Below are 17633 nucleotides of genomic sequence, written 5' to 3' on the forward strand. Positions count from 1 at the left end.
GAACACAAATCATCACACCAGGAGTAATGAAGATGCAGAAGCAAGCTGAGTTGTATCGTGGCAAAGCGAAGACCGTATACAGCACGGAAAACCCGGATCTGTTGGTGCTCGAGTTCCGCAATGATACGTCAGCAGGGGATGGCGCACGCATTGAGCAGTTCGATCGTAAAGGCATGGTGAACAACAAGTTCAACCACTTCATTATGACCAAACTGGCCGAAGCGGGCATCCCGACCCAGATGGAAGCGTTACTGTCCGATACGGAATGTCTGGTGAAAAAACTGGATATGGTTCCGGTTGAGTGCGTTATTCGTAACCGTGCGGCGGGCTCCCTGGTGAAGCGTCTGGGCATTGAAGAAGGTATCGAACTGAATCCACCGCTGTTCGACCTGTTCCTGAAAAACGATGCCATGCACGACCCGATGGTCAACGAATCCTACTGCGAAACCTTCGGCTGGGTTAGCAAAGAGAACCTGGCGCGTATGCAGGAGCTGACCTACAAAGCCAACGACGTGCTGAAAAAACTGTTTGATGACGCGGGCCTGATTCTCGTCGACTTCAAGCTGGAGTTTGGTCTGTTCAAAGGCGAAGTGGTGCTGGGCGATGAGTTCTCACCAGACGGTAGCCGCCTGTGGGATAAAGAAACCCTGGATAAAATGGACAAAGACCGTTTCCGTCAGAGCCTGGGTGGCCTGATTGAAGCGTACGAAGCGGTTGCTCACCGTTTAGGCGTTAAGCTCGACTAACTCCCTCACTTGCCAAAGGATGTTCCCATCCTTTGGCGTCTTACCTTTGTTTCCTATGGTAATCTTGCCGTTAACCGCCTACGATCATAGCTATTATAAATGGAATAGTTCGAGGTGGTTATGCGCTGGCAAGGGCGTCGTGAAAGTGACAATGTAGAAGACAGACGCAGTGATGGCGGCGGCGGTCCTTCAATGGGTGGGCCCGGCTTCCGGTTACCCAGCGGCAAGGGCGGTATCATCCTGCTGATTGTGGTTTTAGTCGCGGGTTACTACGGCGTTGACCTTACCGGGTTGATGACCGGTCAGCCGCTGCAGCAGCAGGAGCATTCTCAGCGCTCCATCAGCCCGAATGAAGATGAAGCGGCCAAATTTACCTCCGTTATTCTCGCCACAACAGAAGACACCTGGGGTCAGCTGTTCGAGAAGATGGGGCGTACCTACCAGCAGCCGAAGCTGGTGATGTACCGGGGGGCAACCCGCACCGGATGCGGTACCGGGCAATCTGTGATGGGGCCGTTCTACTGCCCGGCAGACGGCACCGTCTATATCGATCTCTCTTTTTACGATGACATGAAACGCAAGCTTGGCGCTGACGGTGATTTTGCCCAGGGCTACGTGATCGCGCATGAAGTCGGTCATCACGTGCAAAAGCTGCTGGGGATTGAGCCAAAAGTGCGCCAGCTTCAGCAAAATGCGTCTCAGGCTGACGTGAACCGCCTTTCCGTTAAAATGGAACTGCAGGCGGACTGCTTCGCGGGGGTCTGGGGCCACAGCATGCAGCAGCAGGGCGTGCTGGAATCCGGCGATCTTGAAGAGGCGTTAAATGCCGCTCAGGCTATCGGTGACGACCGCCTTCAGCAGCAAAGCCAGGGGCGCGTCGTGCCGGACAGCTTCACTCACGGTACTTCACAGCAGCGCTATAGCTGGTTCAAACGCGGCTTCGACAGCGGCGATCCGGCGCAGTGTAATACCTTCGGCAAAGCGATGTAATGTTGCAGTTTGAACAGCTGATAAGCGAGCTTGAGCGCACAGGCCATCGTCGGCTGGTGGTGCTCAGCGGTGAGGCGCAGTGGACGTTAACCCAGGCGCTGACCCTGCGTGACGCCTTGCCCGGAGACTGGGTAAGGCTTGACGAACACCCTTCAAAAGCCATCGGCGGCCTGCTGGGACGCGAGTACCGGCACGCCGTTTTTGACGCCAGCGCCGGGTTTGATGTCGCCGCATTTGCCGCCCTGAGCGGAACGCTGAGCGCCGGAAGCCTTCTGGTGCTGCGGGTTCCGCCGCTCGATGCGTGGCCCGGGTTGCCTGACAGCGATTCACTGCGCTGGAGCGACAGCGCCGAAGCGATAGCCACGCCGCATTTTGTCCACCATTTCTGCCGGACGATTGCCGCCGATCCCGACGCGATTGTCTGGCTTCAGGGCTGCGGGTTATCCCTTCCGCCTTTACCCGACGCGCCAGACTGGCAGCCTGCCAGCGGCGCCCCGCAGCGCGAGCAGGCTGAGATCCTGGATGTGCTGCTGGGGATGCCGGAGGGCATCGTGGCCGTCACCGCCGCGCGCGGGCGCGGAAAATCAGCCCTGGCGGGAATGCTGCTGAACCGCATTGCCGGCAGCGCCGTGGTTACCGCACCGTCGAAGGGGGCGACGGATATCATCGCCCGCTTTGCCGGAGAGCGTTTTCATTTTATGGCCCCGGACGCGCTGCTTGCCTCTTCATACCAGGCTGACTGGCTAATTGTCGATGAAGCCGCTGCGATCCCCGGACCTCTGCTGGAAAAGCTAGTTGCCCGTTTCCCTCGCGTGCTGTTGACCACCACGGTGCAGGGATATGAAGGGACGGGTCGGGGATTCTTGCTTAAATTCTGCGGTCGGTTTACCGGGCTGCAGCGCTACAGCTTATCTACACCGGTACGCTGGGCGGCGGGCTGCCCGCTTGAGCGGGTTGTTGCCAGCGCGCTGCTGTTTGACGATACGCTGATTGACCGACGCCCAGAAGGGGAGGTGCGTTTAACGTCTCTGACGCCGACGGCATGGGAAAGCCGCCCGGCGCTTGCAGCGAGCGTATACGAGCTTCTCTGCGCGGCGCATTATCGCACCTCGCCGCTCGATTTACGCCGCATGATGGACGCGCCCGGGCAGCAGTTTGCCGTTGCCGAAACGAATCCGGTTATCGCCGGGGCGCTCTGGCTGGTGGAGGAGGGCGGGCTCTCCCCTGAGCTTAGCCGCGCCGTGTGGGCAGGATACCGGCGTCCGCGCGGTAACCTGGTGGCGCAGTCTCTTGCGGCGCACGGCGGCTCTCCGCTGGCGGCGACGCTCAGAGGACGACGGGTGACCCGCATTGCCGTACATCCTCACCGTCAGCGGGAAGGGATTGGCCAGGCGCTTGTTCGCGGCGCCAGCGGCGAAGACTATCTGTCGGTGAGCTTTGGTTATACCGATGAGCTGTGGCGTTTCTGGCAGCAATGTGGGTTTGAGCTGGTGCGGATGGGCAGCCATCGTGAAGCCAGCAGCGGCTGCTTCACCGCGATGGCCTTGCTGCCGCAGAGCGAGGCCGGGCGTCAGCTGTGTGAACAGGCGCAGCGTCGTCTGAAGCGCGATGCGCGGGTGCTATCGGCCTGGAACGGTGAAAAGATCCCCGTGGAAGACGGCTGGGAAGCTACCCTTAATAATGACGACTGGCTGGAGCTGGCGGGGTTTGCTTTTGCTCATCGGGCGTTTTCAACCTCGGTTGCCGCACTGACGCGGCTGTTGTTAACCGTGGATATGCCGCTTCCGGCCCTGCGCGGGAAAATGGACGGAAAAACGGAAGACGTCGGGCGAAAAGCGTTGCTGGCAACGTTGCGAAATGAAACCGCGCAAGCGATTGAAAGTCTTGATTATCCGCGCTGCCAGCAGCTGAAAGAAGATATTTTGCAATGGCAATTTTTTCAATGACTTCTTCAGTAAAGTGGCATGGTCATTCACGTCGGGAGGCGTAGAATCCAGGTCATCTATTAAGGAGACCACCATGAAACACGACCATTTTGTTGTTCAAGGCCCTGACAAACCGGCTAAACAGTTACTGCTTCTGTTTCATGGCGTTGGCGATAATGCCGTCAATATGGGTCAGATTGGCAGCTGGTTTGCGCCCGTTTTTCCGGAGGCATTAATTGTCAGCATCGGTGGCGTAGAGCCATGTGGTCCGAACGGGCGCCAGTGGTTCTCTGTTCAGGGCGTGACGGAAGAGAATCGTCAGGCTCGCATCGACGCCATCATGCCGACCTTTATCGACATCGTCCGCTACTGGCAGCAGCAGAGCGGCGTAGGTGCTGACGCGACCGCGCTGATTGGCTTCTCGCAGGGGTCAATCATGTCGCTGGAAAGCGTAAAAGCGCAGCCGGGTCTGGCGTCACGCGTCATTGCGTTTAACGGCCGTTTTGCGACGTTACCGACAAGCGCGACCACGCAGACCACGATCCACCTGATCCACGGTGGTGAAGACCGGGTGATTGAGCTATCGCATGCGGTTGCCGCTCAGGAAGCGCTGATTCGCGAAGGTGGGGACGTGACGCTGGATATCGTTGACGAGCTGGGCCACGCGATTGACGACCGTAGCATGCAGTTCGCGCTCGATCGTTTGCGCTATACCGTACCGAAGCACTACTTTGATGAAGCGCTCAGCGGCGGCAAGCCGGATAACGATGATATTGTAGAGTTTATGTGAGGTTTCCCCTCTCCCGGGGAGAGGGGAAACTTAACGATTACTTCTTCTGGTCCTTCTTCGGCCAGTCGTCGTCATCGTCCCACTTGTCGTTAAAATCACGGTGCGGGGGAAGATCCGGTTTATTGGCGAGAAATTTTTTATGGTCAACGCGCTTAAGATCTTTAATCACGTTCAGCAGTACGCCGACCAGAAAAACTAACACCAGAATCCACCAGTACTTTGAAAGCCAATCCATTCGCTATTCCTCTCAGAGCGTTCGTCAGGCGACGAGTTGCTCCATAATACGTTGATACATACGGGCCAGCAGTTGCAAATCTGCCGCATTGACACACTCATTGATTTTATGAATGGTTGCGTTCACTGGACCCAGTTCGACAACCTGGGCACCCATACGGGCGATAAAGCGCCCGTCTGAGGTGCCACCCGTTGTCAGCAGCTGTGGCTTAATTTCATTATAGTGCTCGATGGCGTTCACCACCGCATCCACCAGCTTACCGCGCTGCGTCAGGAACGGCTGGCCGGAAAGCCACCACTCCACGGTGTAGCGCAGGTGATATTTTTCCAGCAGCGCGATAACGCGCGCCTTGATCATCTCATCGGTCAGTTCGGTGCTGAAGCGGAAGTTAAACTGGACGAAGTAATCACCCGGGATCACGTTGTTGCTGCCGGTCCCGGCCTTGACGTTCGCGATCTGCATGCTGGTTGGCGGGAAGAATTCGTTGCCTTTATCCCACTCGATGCCCACCAGCTCGCTCAGCATCGGCGCAGCGCGATGGACCGGGTTATCGGCCAGATGCGGGTAAGCCACGTGCCCCTGAACGCCGTGAATGGTCAGGTTACAGGTCAGCGAGCCGCGGCGCCCATTTTTGACAACATCACCCACCACTTCGGTACTGGACGGCTCACCGACCAGGCAGTAGTCGAGACGCTCGTTACGCGCCATCAGCGCTTCAACAACCTTCACGGTGCCGTTATGGGCGCTGGCTTCTTCGTCGGAGGTGATTAAAAACGCCAGACGGTTTTTGTGGTTTGGATGCTGAGCCACAAAGCGCTCTGCCGCCACGACCATCGCCGCCAGGGAGCCTTTCATGTCTGCCGCGCCGCGACCAAACAGCATGCCGTCGCGGATGGTCGGTTCAAACGGCGGGTTGATCCAGCGATCCGCGTCACCGGCGGGAACGACGTCAGTATGCCCGGCAAAGGCCAGCGTTTCGCCCTGTCCGCGCCACGCCCAGAAGTTCTGGGTATCGCCAAAATCCATGCGTTCAACGGTAAAACCGATGGCACGCAGGCGCTCAATCATAAGTGCCTGACAACCTGCGTCGTCCGGGCTAAGGGAAGGACGGCGAATAAGCTGCTGAGTCAGCTCAATGACCGGGCATGACATAAACTACACCTCAACGAAAAAAGTCGGAATAAAGGGTTTCACTGAAACCCAGCAGCATAGGCTGCCCTGGCGCGCAGAGCAATGGGCGTTTGATAATTGCCGGCATGTCGAGCATCAGTTTTGCCGCGCTGTCGGCGTTGTTAATGCTGGCACGCAGAGATTCATCCAGCTTACGCCAGGTGGTGCCGCGCGTGTTCAGCAGGGCTTCCCACCCCAGTTCGCCGATCGCGCTATGCAGAAATTCTGCATCAAGCCCGTCGGCTCGGTAATCGTGGAAACGGTACTCCACGCCGTTTGCTTCCAGCCAGCGGCGGGCTTTTTTGATGGTGTCGCAATTTTTAATGCCGTACATCACAACCATGGTGAATCCTTTTGACCTAATGATGATTAAATGTTCAGTAAATTCGAAGATATATCCTTAAGTAGAATATAACACATTCAGGAATCGTCTGGATTTACGCTTCTTCTTAATTCAACTCACATCTGTACGCTGAATATTCTTTCACCCTTTAAGCATAGATGTCCATAAAGTTTAAATTTCGAATAAACTCAGCGGGTAAAATAAAACTCACCCGTTCGGAGGGTTATTTCAAAATATTGCTAGCCGTCACAAAAAATTGAGGCCTCTCCGTTCATATTTATCATAAATCCCCGCAGGACGTGGGGTACAATCACAGCAATTGGTTAAATAGTCTTCACAATGATGGTCCGTTTTTGTAGAATGCGCATAATAATAAGAGAGGTTGTTATGATTGAACGTGAACTGGGGAACTGGAAAGATTTTATCGAAGGCATGCTTCGTAAATGACATTCAGTAAGAATTGCAAGAGCACTAAAATAAGTAAAATAACCATAGTGTGAATTAATCACACAATAAAAAGGCGGCCGATAAAGCCGCCTTTTTTTATTTCAATCACTTACTCAGCCCGTTCCTTTAGCGGGAAGCGACGACGCACCAGCACAAAGAACAACGGCACGAAGTAAATGGCCAGGATGGTTGCCGAAATCATGCCGCCCATCACCCCCGTCCCGACGGCATGCTGGCTGCTGGAGCCTGCACCCGTACTGGTTGCCATCGGCAGTACGCCAAAGACAAACGCCAGCGACGTCATCAGGATCGGGCGTAAGCGCTGACGGCAGGCGTGCAGCGTGGCGGCCATCAGCTCGTGGCCTTTGGCATTCATCTCGTTGGCAAATTCAACGATCAGAATGGCGTTTTTCGCCGATAGCCCAATCACGGTGAGCAGACCCACCTGGAAGTAAACATCGTTCTCGAGGCCGCGCATCCAGGTCGCCAGCAGCGCACCGATGACGCCAAGCGGCACGACCAGCATGACCGAGAACGGCACCGACCAGCTTTCATACAGTGCGGCTAGGCAGAGGAAGACCACCAGCAGAGAGAGCGCGTAAAGCGCGGGAGCCTGTGCCCCGGAGAGACGCTCCTGGTAGGACATGGCCGTCCACTCCAGACCAAAACCGGCGGGCAGCTGCTGGACCAGTTTTTCCATGGTATCCATAGCGGTACCGGTACTGACGCCCGGCGCGGCTTCCCCGACGATTTCAACCGCAGAGTAGCCGTTATAGCGCTCCAGACGCGGCGAACCGCTCTCCCAGTGCGAGGTGGCAAACGCCGAAAACGGCACCATGCCGCCAGCGTTATTCCTGACAAACCAGCGGTTTATATCATCCGGCAGCATGCGGAACGGCGCGGCGGACTGGACATACACTTTTTTCACGCGGCCGCGATCCATAAAGTCATTCACATAGCTCGAGCCCCACGCCGTCTGCAGGGTATCGTTGATATCGTTGATCGACACGCCAAGCGCCTGCGCCTTACGCTGATCGATATCCACCTGGAGCTGCGGGCTGTCGTCAAGACCGTTATGGCGAACGCGGGTCAGGCCAGGATCGTTGCCCGCCAGCGCTAACAGCTTATCGCGTGCCGCCATCAGCGCCGTGTGGCCCGCGCCGGCGTGATCCTGCAGCTCCATATCAAACCCGGCGGAACTGCCCAGACCGCTTATCGCCGGCGGGCTGCTGGCGAAGACGCGCGCCTCTTTAATGTGCGCAAAGGCTTTGGTCGCACGTTCAATAATGGCAAATGACGTTCCCGTTCGGGTATCGCGCTCGTCCCAGTCCTTCAGGCGGACGAACATGCGGGCGACGTTCTGCCCGTTTCCGCCCGGGCCAGAGCCCACGGTGGAGAAGACCGACACAACGTTATCTTTCTCTTTGGTGAAGAAGTACTGCTCCACTTTCTGGACCACTTTCAGCGTCTGCTGCTGCGTTGCGCCGCTCGGGAGCTGCACCGAGGTGGTGAACATGCCCCGGTCTTCCATAGGCAGGAACGAGGTGGGGAGATGCATAAACAGCCAGACCATGCCGCCCAGCAGCACAACGTAAATCATCATCCAGCGCAGGCTGCGATGGAGCACGCCACCGACGGCAGATTCATACCGCGCGGCATTGCGGTTGAACATCCGGTTAAACCAGCCGAAGAACCCTTTTTGCCCGTGCTGCTCCCCTTTGTGCAGCGGTTTCAGAATGGTGGCGCACAGCGCAGGGGTGAGGATCAGCGCCACCAGCACGGAGAGCACCATCGCCGAGACGATGGTTATTGAGAACTGACGGTAAATCGCCCCGGTTGTGCCGCCAAAGAAGGCCATCGGGATAAAGACGGCCGACAGCACCATCGCAATACCGACCAGCGCCCCCTGAATTTGCCCCATGGATTTTCGCGTCGCCTGGCGCGGGGAGAGTCCTTCTTCGCTCATGATGCGCTCGACGTTTTCAACCACCACGATGGCATCATCCACCAGAAGGCCAATCGCCAGCACCATCGCAAACATCGTCAGGGTATTAATGCTGTACCCGAAGGCGTAAAGCACCGCAAAGGTCCCCAGCAGCACCACGGGAACGGCAATGGTAGGGATCAGCGTCGCGCGGAAGTTTTGCAGGAACAGGTACATCACCAGGAATACCAGCGCGATGGCTTCCAGCAGGGTCTTCACCACGTCCTCGATCGACGCTTTAACGAAGGAGGTGGTTTCGTAGGCGACTTTGTACTCCAGCCCGTGCGGGAAATACTGTGAAAGCTCGTCCAGACGGTCTAACACCAGTTTTGCCGTGGCCATTTCGTTTGCGCCGGAGGCAAGCTTTATCCCCAGACCGGAGGCCTGGTTGCCGTTAAAGCGGCTCAGGTAGTCATATTTTTCCGCCCCCATTTCCACCGTGGCGACATCGCCCAGACGCACTTCCGACCCATCCTGATTCACGCGCAGGGTGATGTTGCGGAACTGGTCCGGCGTCTGCAGCAGGGATTGCGAATTGATGGTGGCGTTCAGGGCCTGCTTATCGACGGACGGCGTTCCCCCCAGCTGCCCCACCGCAATCTGGGCGTTCTGGGCCTTGATGGCATTCGTCACGTCGGTTGCCGTCATCTGGACGCTGTTCAGCTTGTTGGGGTCGAGCCAGATGCGCATAGAGTATTGTGAGCCATAGGCGTCGATATCCCCGACGCCGTTGATACGGCTGATGGGATCCTGAATATTACTGGCGACGTAGTCCGCAATGTCCTGTTTATCCATCGAGCCATCTGTCGAGACAAACGCGATGGTTAAAATGTTGGTATCACCGGTTTTACGCACGGTCACGCCCTGATTCTGCACCGCCTGGGGCAGCTTGCGCATGGCCGACTGCAGCTGGTTTTGCACCTGCTGCACCGCTTCGTCCGGGTCCGTGCCCGCCTTAAAGCTCAGGGTAACCGTCGCCTGGCCCGTGGCGCTACTTTGTGAGGACATGTACATCAGGTTATCCAGACCCGTCATGTTCTGCTCGATAATCTGCGTCACGGTGTTTTCCAGCGTTTGTGCGGAGGCGCCGGGGTAGTTTGCCGTTACGCGCACGTTAGGCGGTGCCAGATCGGGGTATTGCTCAACAGGAAGTGAAGTAATCGCCAGGACACCTGTCAGACACAACAGGATGGCAAGCACCCAGGCAAAAATGGGGCGATCGATGAAAAAATTCGCCATGAAAGAGTGACCTCGTTTTGCTGCACGTCATTATTGTTTATTGCCCGCATAACTTTAGCGGTAAGGCTCAGGTCAAACGTGGAGAAATAAAGGAGATAATGTAAATTATCATGCGCTTTTTCCTGCGCGTCCTCCTTTACCGTTATTTACCCGTTAACGGCGCGGGCGCCGGGAACGTCACGCTGACCAGCGTGCCGCCGTTTTGCGGCTGCGAGAAGTGCAGCATTCCTCCGAGCCGTTGCGCGCGTTCGCGCATAATGTTCAGGCCGTAGTGTCCCGGCGGCTCGCTGGCTTCGCCAATCCCGATGCCGTTATCGCGAATGCTGACGCTGTGCGTACCGTCCACGGCGGTCACGCAGCTGACGGTGATCTCGCTGGCCTGCGCGTGCTTAATGGCGTTCAGCACGGCCTCACGCACGATCTGCAGCAAATGCACCTGCTTTTGCGCGTCCAGCGCCAGCGAGGAGAGGCGGCAGTCTAAATGCAGCTTCGCCTGCGTCTGGCTCTGCAGGACGTCGAGGGACTCCTGCAGCGCCGCGGGTAAGTTCGCGTGGTTCAGCGTCAGGCGGAAGGTGGTAAGCAGCTCGCGAAGCTGCTGCCAGGCATTGTTCAGCTCGCGGGAGAAGTCGGTGATGATGGTCTGCGCCGGGGTATTTTCCTCGGGCACGGCGCGTTTGAGCAGCGCAAGCTGAATGCGCAGATACGACAGGACCTGCGCCAGCGAATCGTGCAGCTCGCGGGCAATGGTGGCGCGCTCTTCCATCAGCAGCAGCTGCTGGTAATGTTTTTGCGCCTGGTTAAAGTACAGCCCGCGCCCGAGCATGGTCGCCACGCTTCTCATCAGCGGAAGGGGAACGCTGTCCGTCTCGCTTTGCCAGCGCAGCTCGCCGTAAAGGGTGTCCTGCATCAGTACCGGCAGGTGCTGCAGAGGAATGCCATGTGACTCCGTCCCTTCAGACAGCCGCCAGTCGTCGCTGGTGCGCAGTTCGAGATAATTCATCTGCGTATAGTCATGGACAATCTGCAGGATATGCCGGAAGCAGTGGCTGTCTATCTGGCCGGTATTCAGCGCCTGAGAGCATTTGAACAGCATGTCGAGCTGCTGGTGGGCTTCATGCAGATGCCGAGTCTTTTCCGCGACCGAGGCTTCGAGCGAACGGTAGAGCGTAGCCAGCTCGGCGGACATGTGGTTGAAGGCGCGGGAGAGTTGGCCCAGCTCGTTCGGCAGGGCGGTATCGGGCGCCGGGGTTGCAAATTCCCCTCGCTCAACCCGTTCGCTGGCCGCCACCAGATTGTTAAGCGGCAACACCACCTGGCGACGGATGCCTCGCAGGGTAAATAGCGTCAGCAGCAGGATCCCGAGAGCGCCCGCCAGCGAGAGCAGGGTCACCGTCTGGATTTTATGTTCGGTGTAGTGCTGAAGGGCGAGCACAAAGGCATCAATACGGCCGACAAAATCCTCAATGTGGGTTTGATACCACGCGCTGTCGCCGCGGGCGATGCGCGCATCCATCTCCAGCCAGGCCACGTGCAGCTGCTGGTAGCGCGCTTTAACATTGTCCGGGACGTACCAGCGGTTCAGCTTCTGCAGGGCAGGCGCGCTCAGCGTCCGTTGCCAGCTGTCGCGATGCGCGGCAAGGGCAGGGCTGTTGCGCTGCATCTCGTAGCCCAGACGATAGCTCTGCATGCGCAGCGAACCCGCGATATTAATGGCTTCGGCGTCACGCTGGCTGCTTGCAAGCGTCAGCAGCGCGACGGTGCTGGTCAGCACGGATAAGGCAATTATCGAAAAGAAAGCCCAGGCAAGGCTTCCGGAAACGGGTCGTTTAACGGTCACAGAACGGCTCTCTGAATAAAATTGATCTGCTACAGGTTCACTGTAAATAATTCGGCATTCCGGGCATTTGAACATTGCCCGATCGCGCCGTGATGCGTAAATACCATATTCATACAAAGAATAAGGTTATTGAACCAAAAACAGGTGTGGTTATGAATCGTTTTATTATGGCTAACAGCCAGCAGTGCATCGGGTGTCGCGCCTGCGAAGTGGCCTGCGTGATGGCGCACAACGATGAGCAGCACGTCCTGAGCGAGCGCCATTTTCATCCCCGCATTACGGTCCTGAGGTCCGGCGAGAAGAGTAGCCCCGTCACCTGCCATCACTGTGAAAATGCGCCCTGCGCGCAAAGCTGTCCGAACGGCGCCATCAGCAAATGCGATGACAGCGTACAGGTGAATCAACAAAAATGCATCGGCTGTAAGGCCTGCGTGGTGGCCTGCCCGTTTGGCACGATGGAGATTATCGTCACCCCGCTCGACAGCGGCGACGTGAAGGCCTCGGCGAATAAATGCGATCTCTGTCTGACGCGGCTACACGGCCCGGCCTGTATCGAAAATTGCCCGGCAGATGTCCTCTCACTGGCGACGCCTGCTGTCCTTGATACTCTGGCAAAATCGCGCCGCCAGCGCACGGCCTGCCTGGAGGCGCAGCCCTGGCACGCGGAAGCCGTCAGAGAAGACGCTTCGCGCACCAAACTGCATCAGATGCAAACAACCCCGCCACGCGGCGAGCCCGACAAGCTGGCTGCCGCAGAACGCGTGAGCCATTTTAACGAAATTTACCTGCCGTTCCGGGACGAGCAGGCCGCCCGCGAGGCGTCGCGCTGCCTGAAATGCGGCGAGCACAGCATTTGCGAATGGACCTGCCCGCTGCATAACCATATCCCGCAGTGGATCGAGCGCCTCAACGCGGGGGATATCGCCGGCGCGGTCGAGCTTTCACATCAGACCAACTGTTTACCTGAAATTACCGGCCGCGTCTGTCCGCAGGACCGATTATGCGAAGGTGCCTGCACAATACGTGAAGAGGCGGGATCCGTGACCATCGGTAACATCGAGCGCTATATCTCCGATCGGGCGCTGGCGATGGGCTGGCGGCCGGATATGTCCGCCGTCACGCCGACAGGTAAACGTGTTGCGATCGTCGGCGCGGGCCCCGCCGGGCTGGCGTGCGCCGACGTGCTGGCGCGCAGCGGCGCGAGTGTGACGGTCTATGACCGGCATCCGGAAATTGGCGGATTGCTGACCTTTGGCATCCCGGCATTCAAGCTGGACAAATCGCTGCTCGCGCGGCGCAGAGAGATATTTACCGCGATGGGGATCCGCTTCGAGCTGAACTGCGAGGTGGGCCAGGACGTGTCGATGTCGCAGTTAAAGAACGAGTACGACGCCCTGTTTATTGGCGTGGGAACCTACCGCTCGATGAAGGCGGGTATCCCGCATGAAGACGCGCCTGGGGTCTATGACGCGCTGCCTTTCCTTGTAGGTAACACGCGCCATGTTATGGGGCTGGAGTCGACGGCCAGCGAACCGTTTATCGATACCCAGGGCTTAAACGTGGTGGTGCTTGGCGGGGGCGATACCGCGATGGACTGCGTCCGCACCGCGTTACGCCACGGCGCGGCAAAGGTGACCTGCGCCTATCGTCGGGATGAGGCCAATATGCCTGGCTCGAAGAAAGAGGTGAAGAACGCCCGAGAAGAGGGCGCGGCGTTTGAATTTAACGTCCAGCCGGTTGAGCTGACGCTGGATCCGAACGGTAAGATCAACGGTATCCGGATGCTGCGTACCGAGCTCGGTGAACCGGACGCGCAGGGACGGCGTCGACCGGTTCCCGTGGCGGGCAGCGAGTTCGTGATGGCCGCTGATGCGGTCATCATGGCGTTTGGTTTTAACCCGCACGCGATGCCGTGGCTGCAGGCGCAGGGTGTCGAAACGGATGACCGGGGGCGGATCGTTGCCTCCGTCGAGAGCCGCTACCGTTACCAGACGACTAACCCACAGATCTTCGCCGGGGGCGATGCGGTTCGCGGCGCGGATCTGGTGGTGACCGCAATGGCGGAAGGGCGTCATGCGGCGCAGGGGATACTCGACTGGCTTGGGGTTAACGCCCCAAAACATCATTAAACCGGCGGGCGACAAAGCGGGATTCACGGCGTAGTATAGGACGACTCATTGTGTTGTGGAGCCCGTATGACCCTGAAAATTGACGTTATCAAAGACAAAATTCTCTCTGAAAACTACTTTGTCCTGCGTAACATCACCTATGATCTTACGCGTAACAACGGTGAGGTGATCCGGCACAAACGCGAGGTCTACGACCGCGGCAACGGGGCAACCATTCTGCTCTATAACCGTGAAAAGCAGAGCGTGGTGCTGATCCGTCAGTTCAGGGTGGCGACATGGGTTAATGGCAACCCTGACGGACGTCTGATTGAAACCTGCGCGGGCCTGCTCGATGATGATGAGCCGGAAGTTTGTATCCGCAAAGAGGCCGTGGAAGAGACCGGCTTCGAAGTGGGCGAGGTCAAAAAGGTCTTCGAGCTGTTTATGTCGCCGGGCGGCGTAACGGAAATTGTGCATTTCTTCATTGCGGAATACAGCGACGCGCAGCGCACTCACCGGGGCGGTGGCGTGGAGGATGAAGATATCGAAGTGCTGGAGCTTCCCTTTACCCGGGCGCTGGAGATGGTGCGTTCAGGCGAAATCAGGGATGGTAAAGCGGTGATATTACTGCAGTATTTACAGACAACCGGGCTGATGAACACCACTTTCGAACGGATATAGCCTGTTTTTCGGGTATATCTGATAAATCCGATTGAGCAACCCCGGCGGGAACACGAAGATACTGCCCAGTTAAGCGTTTTCGTTCCGGGATTGTGTCATTCATGCGCTACAGCGTCTTTTTGTTTTACCTGTTTTGTGTGCTCCTCGCGCCGCAGGTGCGGGCTGCACCTGCCCAGCAAGCCTTCTCCGACTGGCAGGTAACCTGCAATAACCAGAATTTTTGCCTCGCACGCAACACGGGTGAACACCGTGGTCTGGTCATGACGCTCACCCGTAGCGCCGGGGCGAAAACGGACGCCACGCTGCGTATCGATCTCGGCGGCCTTGATACGCCCTCGGTAAAAGAGCCAGAGATTGCCCCCCGGCTGCTGCTGGATAACGTTCCCCTGAAGCTGGACAAACAGCGCTGGCAGCTCACGCCCTGGCATCTTAAAACGGACGATGCGGCTACCATCACCGCCTTTCTGAAAAACATCCAGGAAGGGAAGGCCCTGACCCTGCGCGACGGTAAGCAGGTTATTTCGCTGAGCGGTCTGAAAGCCGCGCTGCTGTTCATTGATGCGCAGCAAAAGCGCGTCGGCAGTGAAACCGCGTGGATCAAGAAAGGTGACGATCCGCCGTTAAGCGTTCCGCCTGCTCCTGCCCTTAAAAAGGTGGCGGTCGTCAACCCGACCCCGACGCCGCTCTCCCACGCCGAACTGAACGACCTGCTGGATTATGGCACCGGGCGGATGAACGCCAGCCAGTGCTCGCTGGATCCTAACCGTCGGGAAGTGCGCGTCACCGCGTTAACCGATGACAAAGCGCTGCTGATCGTCAGCTGCGAGGCGGGGGCCTATAACACGGTCGATCTGGCGTGGCTGGTATCACGTAAAAAACCGTTCACTGCGCGCAGCGTCAGGCTGCGTCTGCCGTTTACGCCGTCAGGCGACGGGAGCGAAATGGAGTTGATGAACGCCAGCTTTGATGAAAAGACGCGCGAGCTGACAACGCTCGCGCTGGGGCGCGGTTTGGGTGATTGCGGGATCCAGACGCGCTGGCGTTTTGACGGCCAGCGCTTCCGCCTGGTGCGCTACGCCGAGGAGCCCAGCTGCGACAACTGGAACGGGCCAGATGCCTGGCCCACGCTGTGGATCACGCGGTAAAACACTACAGTACGCTCAGCGCCTTCTCCACCACGTTCTCAACGGTAAAGCCGAAGTACGGGAACAGCTTATCGGCAGGGGCGGACTCGCCGTAGCCCCGCATGCCGACAATCGCCCCTTTGAGCCCGACATATTTGTACCAGTAGTCGGCAATACCGGCTTCCACCGCTACGCGAGCCGCGACGCTGGACGGCAGGACCGATTCCCGGTACGCCTCGTCCTGGGCGTCAAAAATATCCGTTGAGGGCAGGGACACCACGCGCACCGCGTGTCCTTCGGCAGTCAGTTTCTCCGCCGCTTTCACCGTGATTTCCACCTCGGACCCGGTCGCAATCAGGATCACGTCCGGCTTGCCGCCGCTGTCCTTCAGGATGTAGCCGCCGCGGGCGATGTTTTTCACCTGCTCCGGGGTTCGCTCAATCTGCGCCAGGTTCTGGCGTGACAGAATCAGTGCCGTTGGGCCATTGTGGCGTTCCACCGCCAGCTTCCAGCCCACCGCCGCTTCGACCTGATCGCACGGACGCCAGGTGCTGAAGTTGGGCGTCAGGCGCAGGCTCGCCAGCTGTTCAACCGCCTGGTGCGTAGGCCCGTCTTCCCCGAGCCCGATGGAGTCATGGGTGTAAACCATAATCTGCCGCGCCTTCATTAAGGCCGCCATGCGCGCCGCGTTACGGGCGTACTCGACGAACATCAGGAAGGTGGCGGTGTACGGCACAAACCCGCCGTGATGGGCGATGCCGTTGGCAATGGCGGTCATCCCAAACTCGCGCACGCCGTAGTGGATGTAGTTCCCGGCAATGTCCTCTTTCAGCGATTTTGAGCCCGACCAGATAGTCAGGTTACTGGGCGCCAGATCCGCCGAGCCGCCGAGCAGTTCGGGCAGAAGAGGGCCGATTGCGTTCAGGGTATTTTGCGACGCCTTGCGGGTGGCGATTTTCGCCGGGTTGGACTGCAGGTTTTCAATCAGCGCCTGGGTTCTATCGTCCCAGTCCTCCGGCAGGCCACCGCTCATGCGGCGGGAAAACTCGGCGGCGAGATCCGGGTGCGCTTTTTTGTAGGCGGCAAACTTCTCGTTCCAGGACTGCTGGGCCTTTTCACCCGTCTCACGGGCATCCCAGGCTCTGTAGATCTCTTTCGGGATCTCAAACGGTGGATGTTTCCACCCCAGCTTTTGCCGGGTCAGCGCGACTTCCTCCTCGCCCAGCGCCGCGCCGTGCGCCTCCTCTTTGCCCGCCTTATTCGGCGAGCCGAAGCCGATGACCGTACGGCAGATAATCAGGGACGGTTTATCCTTCACGCTCTGCGCTTCCTGAATCGCTTTTTTCACCGCTTCAGGGTCGTGGCCGTCGATCTCGTGCACCACGTGCCAGTGGTAGGCTTCAAAGCGTTTTGCCGTGTCGTCGGTAAACCAGCCTTCGGTCTCCCCGTCGATGGAGATGCCGTTGTGATCGTAGAAGCCAATCAGCTTGCCGAGCCCCAGCGTGCCCGCCAGGGAGCAGACCTCATGGGAAATCCCCTCCATCAGGCAGCCGTCACCCATAAACACGTAGGTGTAGTGGTCGACAATCTCGTGGTCCGGCTGGTTAAACTGTGCCGCCAGCGTGCGTTCAGCAATCGCCAGCCCGACCGCATTGGCCAGCCCCTGACCGAGTGGTCCGGTCGTCGTTTCCACCCCCGGGGTATAGCCAATTTCCGGGTGCCCCGGCGTTTTGGAGTGCAGCTGGCGGAAGTTTTTCAGCTCCTCAAGCGGCAGATCGTAGCCGGAAAGGTGCAGCAGGCTGTAGAGCAGCATTGAGGCGTGACCGTTGGAGAGAATAAAGCGGTCGCGATCGTACCAGGTCGGGTCATTGGGGTTGTGCTTCAGAAAGTCGTTCCACAGCACTTCGGCAATATCAGCCATGCCCATCGGCGCGCCGGGGTGGCCGGAATTGGCTTTTTGCACGGCATCCATGCTGAGGGCGCGAATGGCATTGGCTAGCTCTTTACGGGACAT

Annotated in this window: 14 protein-coding genes; 8 read left to right on the forward strand and 6 right to left on the reverse strand. The window is 58.2% G+C overall.

Going from position 1 to position 17633, the window contains the following annotated elements:
- The first annotated feature begins 32 nt into the window (after nucleotides 1–32).
- From purC to ypfH, 4 genes are all read left to right on the forward strand, one after another.
- A complete protein-coding gene (gene purC, locus UR289_RS10460) occupies nucleotides 33–746 on the forward strand; it encodes a phosphoribosylaminoimidazolesuccinocarboxamide synthase (protein ID WP_023332985.1) in 714 nt (237 codons plus the stop codon).
- A 120-nt stretch (nucleotides 747–866) separates the two neighbouring features.
- The gene (locus UR289_RS10465; protein ID WP_033146168.1) at nucleotides 867–1736 is read left to right on the forward strand and encodes a neutral zinc metallopeptidase; all 870 of its coding nucleotides are present in this window, start codon (nucleotides 867–869) and stop codon (nucleotides 1734–1736) included.
- The gene (locus UR289_RS10470; RefSeq protein ID WP_320710015.1) at nucleotides 1736–3682 is read left to right on the forward strand and encodes a tRNA(Met) cytidine acetyltransferase TmcA; all 1947 of its coding nucleotides are present in this window, start codon (nucleotides 1736–1738) and stop codon (nucleotides 3680–3682) included. Before UR289_RS10465 ends, UR289_RS10470 begins: the two co-directional genes overlap by 1 nt.
- 73 nt (nucleotides 3683–3755) lie before the next feature.
- Nucleotides 3756–4451: an esterase gene (gene ypfH, locus UR289_RS10475; RefSeq protein ID WP_320710017.1), complete on the forward strand. Its 696-nt coding sequence runs from the start codon at nucleotides 3756–3758 to the stop codon at nucleotides 4449–4451.
- A 37-nt stretch (nucleotides 4452–4488) separates the two neighbouring features.
- Here ypfH and UR289_RS10480 read toward each other — a convergent pair whose 3' ends face one another.
- The 3 genes from UR289_RS10480 to UR289_RS10490 are packed head-to-tail and all read right to left on the reverse strand — an operon-like array spanning nucleotide 4489 to nucleotide 6199.
- Nucleotides 4489–4686, reverse strand: coding sequence for a YpfN family protein (locus UR289_RS10480; RefSeq protein WP_014171111.1), 198 nt, complete (start codon nucleotides 4684–4686; stop codon nucleotides 4489–4491).
- A gap of 24 nt (nucleotides 4687–4710) precedes the next feature.
- Complete coding sequence (gene dapE, locus UR289_RS10485; protein WP_039263709.1) at nucleotides 4711–5838, reverse strand: succinyl-diaminopimelate desuccinylase; 1128 nt, start codon at nucleotides 5836–5838, stop codon at nucleotides 4711–4713.
- Nucleotides 5839–5848: 10 nt separating this feature from the next.
- The gene (locus UR289_RS10490; protein ID WP_033146164.1) at nucleotides 5849–6199 is read right to left on the reverse strand and encodes an ArsC family reductase; all 351 of its coding nucleotides are present in this window, start codon (nucleotides 6197–6199) and stop codon (nucleotides 5849–5851) included.
- 387 nt (nucleotides 6200–6586) lie between these two features.
- Here UR289_RS10490 and ypfM point away from each other — a divergent pair, with 387 nt between their 5' ends.
- Nucleotides 6587–6646, forward strand: coding sequence for a protein YpfM (ypfM, locus tag UR289_RS10495; protein ID WP_015572204.1), 60 nt, complete (start codon nucleotides 6587–6589; stop codon nucleotides 6644–6646).
- A gap of 109 nt (nucleotides 6647–6755) precedes the next feature.
- On the opposite strand, the gene acrD is transcribed toward ypfM, so the two are convergent.
- Both acrD and narQ read right to left on the reverse strand, forming a co-directional pair.
- Complete coding sequence (gene acrD / locus UR289_RS10500; protein ID WP_213787779.1) at nucleotides 6756–9869, reverse strand: multidrug efflux RND transporter permease AcrD; 3114 nt, start codon at nucleotides 9867–9869, stop codon at nucleotides 6756–6758.
- A 142-nt stretch (nucleotides 9870–10011) separates the two neighbouring features.
- The gene (gene narQ, locus UR289_RS10505; protein WP_047060708.1) at nucleotides 10012–11706 is read right to left on the reverse strand and encodes a nitrate/nitrite two-component system sensor histidine kinase NarQ; all 1695 of its coding nucleotides are present in this window, start codon (nucleotides 11704–11706) and stop codon (nucleotides 10012–10014) included.
- 152 nt (nucleotides 11707–11858) lie between these two features.
- Here narQ and aegA point away from each other — a divergent pair, with 152 nt between their 5' ends.
- The 3 genes from aegA (at nucleotide 11859) to UR289_RS10520 (ending at nucleotide 15640) form a co-directional block, all read left to right on the forward strand.
- Nucleotides 11859–13835 carry a formate-dependent uric acid utilization protein AegA gene (gene aegA, locus UR289_RS10510; RefSeq protein WP_320710021.1) on the forward strand — a complete coding sequence of 659 codons (1977 nt, stop codon included), beginning with the start codon at nucleotides 11859–11861 and terminating at the stop codon, nucleotides 13833–13835.
- 66 nt (nucleotides 13836–13901) lie between these two features.
- Nucleotides 13902–14495, forward strand: coding sequence for a GDP-mannose pyrophosphatase NudK (gene nudK / locus UR289_RS10515; RefSeq protein ID WP_224979231.1), 594 nt, complete (start codon nucleotides 13902–13904; stop codon nucleotides 14493–14495).
- 101 nt (nucleotides 14496–14596) lie between these two features.
- Complete coding sequence (locus tag UR289_RS10520) at nucleotides 14597–15640, forward strand: DUF1176 domain-containing protein (protein ID WP_087823079.1); 1044 nt, start codon at nucleotides 14597–14599, stop codon at nucleotides 15638–15640.
- Nucleotides 15641–15644: 4 nt separating this feature from the next.
- Here the strand turns inward: UR289_RS10520 and tkt are convergent, their stop codons facing one another.
- Nucleotides 15645–17633: a transketolase gene (gene tkt / locus UR289_RS10525; RefSeq protein ID WP_320710024.1), complete on the reverse strand. Its 1989-nt coding sequence runs from the start codon at nucleotides 17631–17633 to the stop codon at nucleotides 15645–15647.

Origin of the sequence: Enterobacter sp. 302C9, from assembly GCF_034106085.1 — a bacterium.
GTDB lineage: Bacteria > Pseudomonadota > Gammaproteobacteria > Enterobacterales > Enterobacteriaceae > Enterobacter > Enterobacter asburiae_B.

Coding starts and splice junctions, on each gene's coding strand:
- purC (WP_023332985.1), top strand. CDS start 33: ATGCAGAAGCAAGCTGAGTTGTATCGTGGCAAAGCGAAGACCGTATAC.
- UR289_RS10465 (WP_033146168.1), top strand. CDS start 867: ATGCGCTGGCAAGGGCGTCGTGAAAGTGACAATGTAGAAGACAGACGC.
- UR289_RS10470 (WP_320710015.1), top strand. CDS start 1,736: ATGTTGCAGTTTGAACAGCTGATAAGCGAGCTTGAGCGCACAGGCCAT.
- ypfH (WP_320710017.1), top strand. CDS start 3,756: ATGAAACACGACCATTTTGTTGTTCAAGGCCCTGACAAACCGGCTAAA.
- UR289_RS10480 (WP_014171111.1), bottom strand. CDS start 4,686: ATGGATTGGCTTTCAAAGTACTGGTGGATTCTGGTGTTAGTTTTTCTG.
- dapE (WP_039263709.1), bottom strand. CDS start 5,838: ATGTCATGCCCGGTCATTGAGCTGACTCAGCAGCTTATTCGCCGTCCT.
- UR289_RS10490 (WP_033146164.1), bottom strand. CDS start 6,199: ATGGTTGTGATGTACGGCATTAAAAATTGCGACACCATCAAAAAAGCC.
- acrD (WP_213787779.1), bottom strand. CDS start 9,869: ATGGCGAATTTTTTCATCGATCGCCCCATTTTTGCCTGGGTGCTTGCC.
- aegA (WP_320710021.1), top strand. CDS start 11,859: ATGAATCGTTTTATTATGGCTAACAGCCAGCAGTGCATCGGGTGTCGC.
- nudK (WP_224979231.1), top strand. CDS start 13,902: ATGACCCTGAAAATTGACGTTATCAAAGACAAAATTCTCTCTGAAAAC.
- UR289_RS10520 (WP_087823079.1), top strand. CDS start 14,597: ATGCGCTACAGCGTCTTTTTGTTTTACCTGTTTTGTGTGCTCCTCGCG.
- tkt (WP_320710024.1), bottom strand. CDS start 17,633: ATGTCCCGTAAAGAGCTAGCCAATGCCATTCGCGCCCTCAGCATGGAT.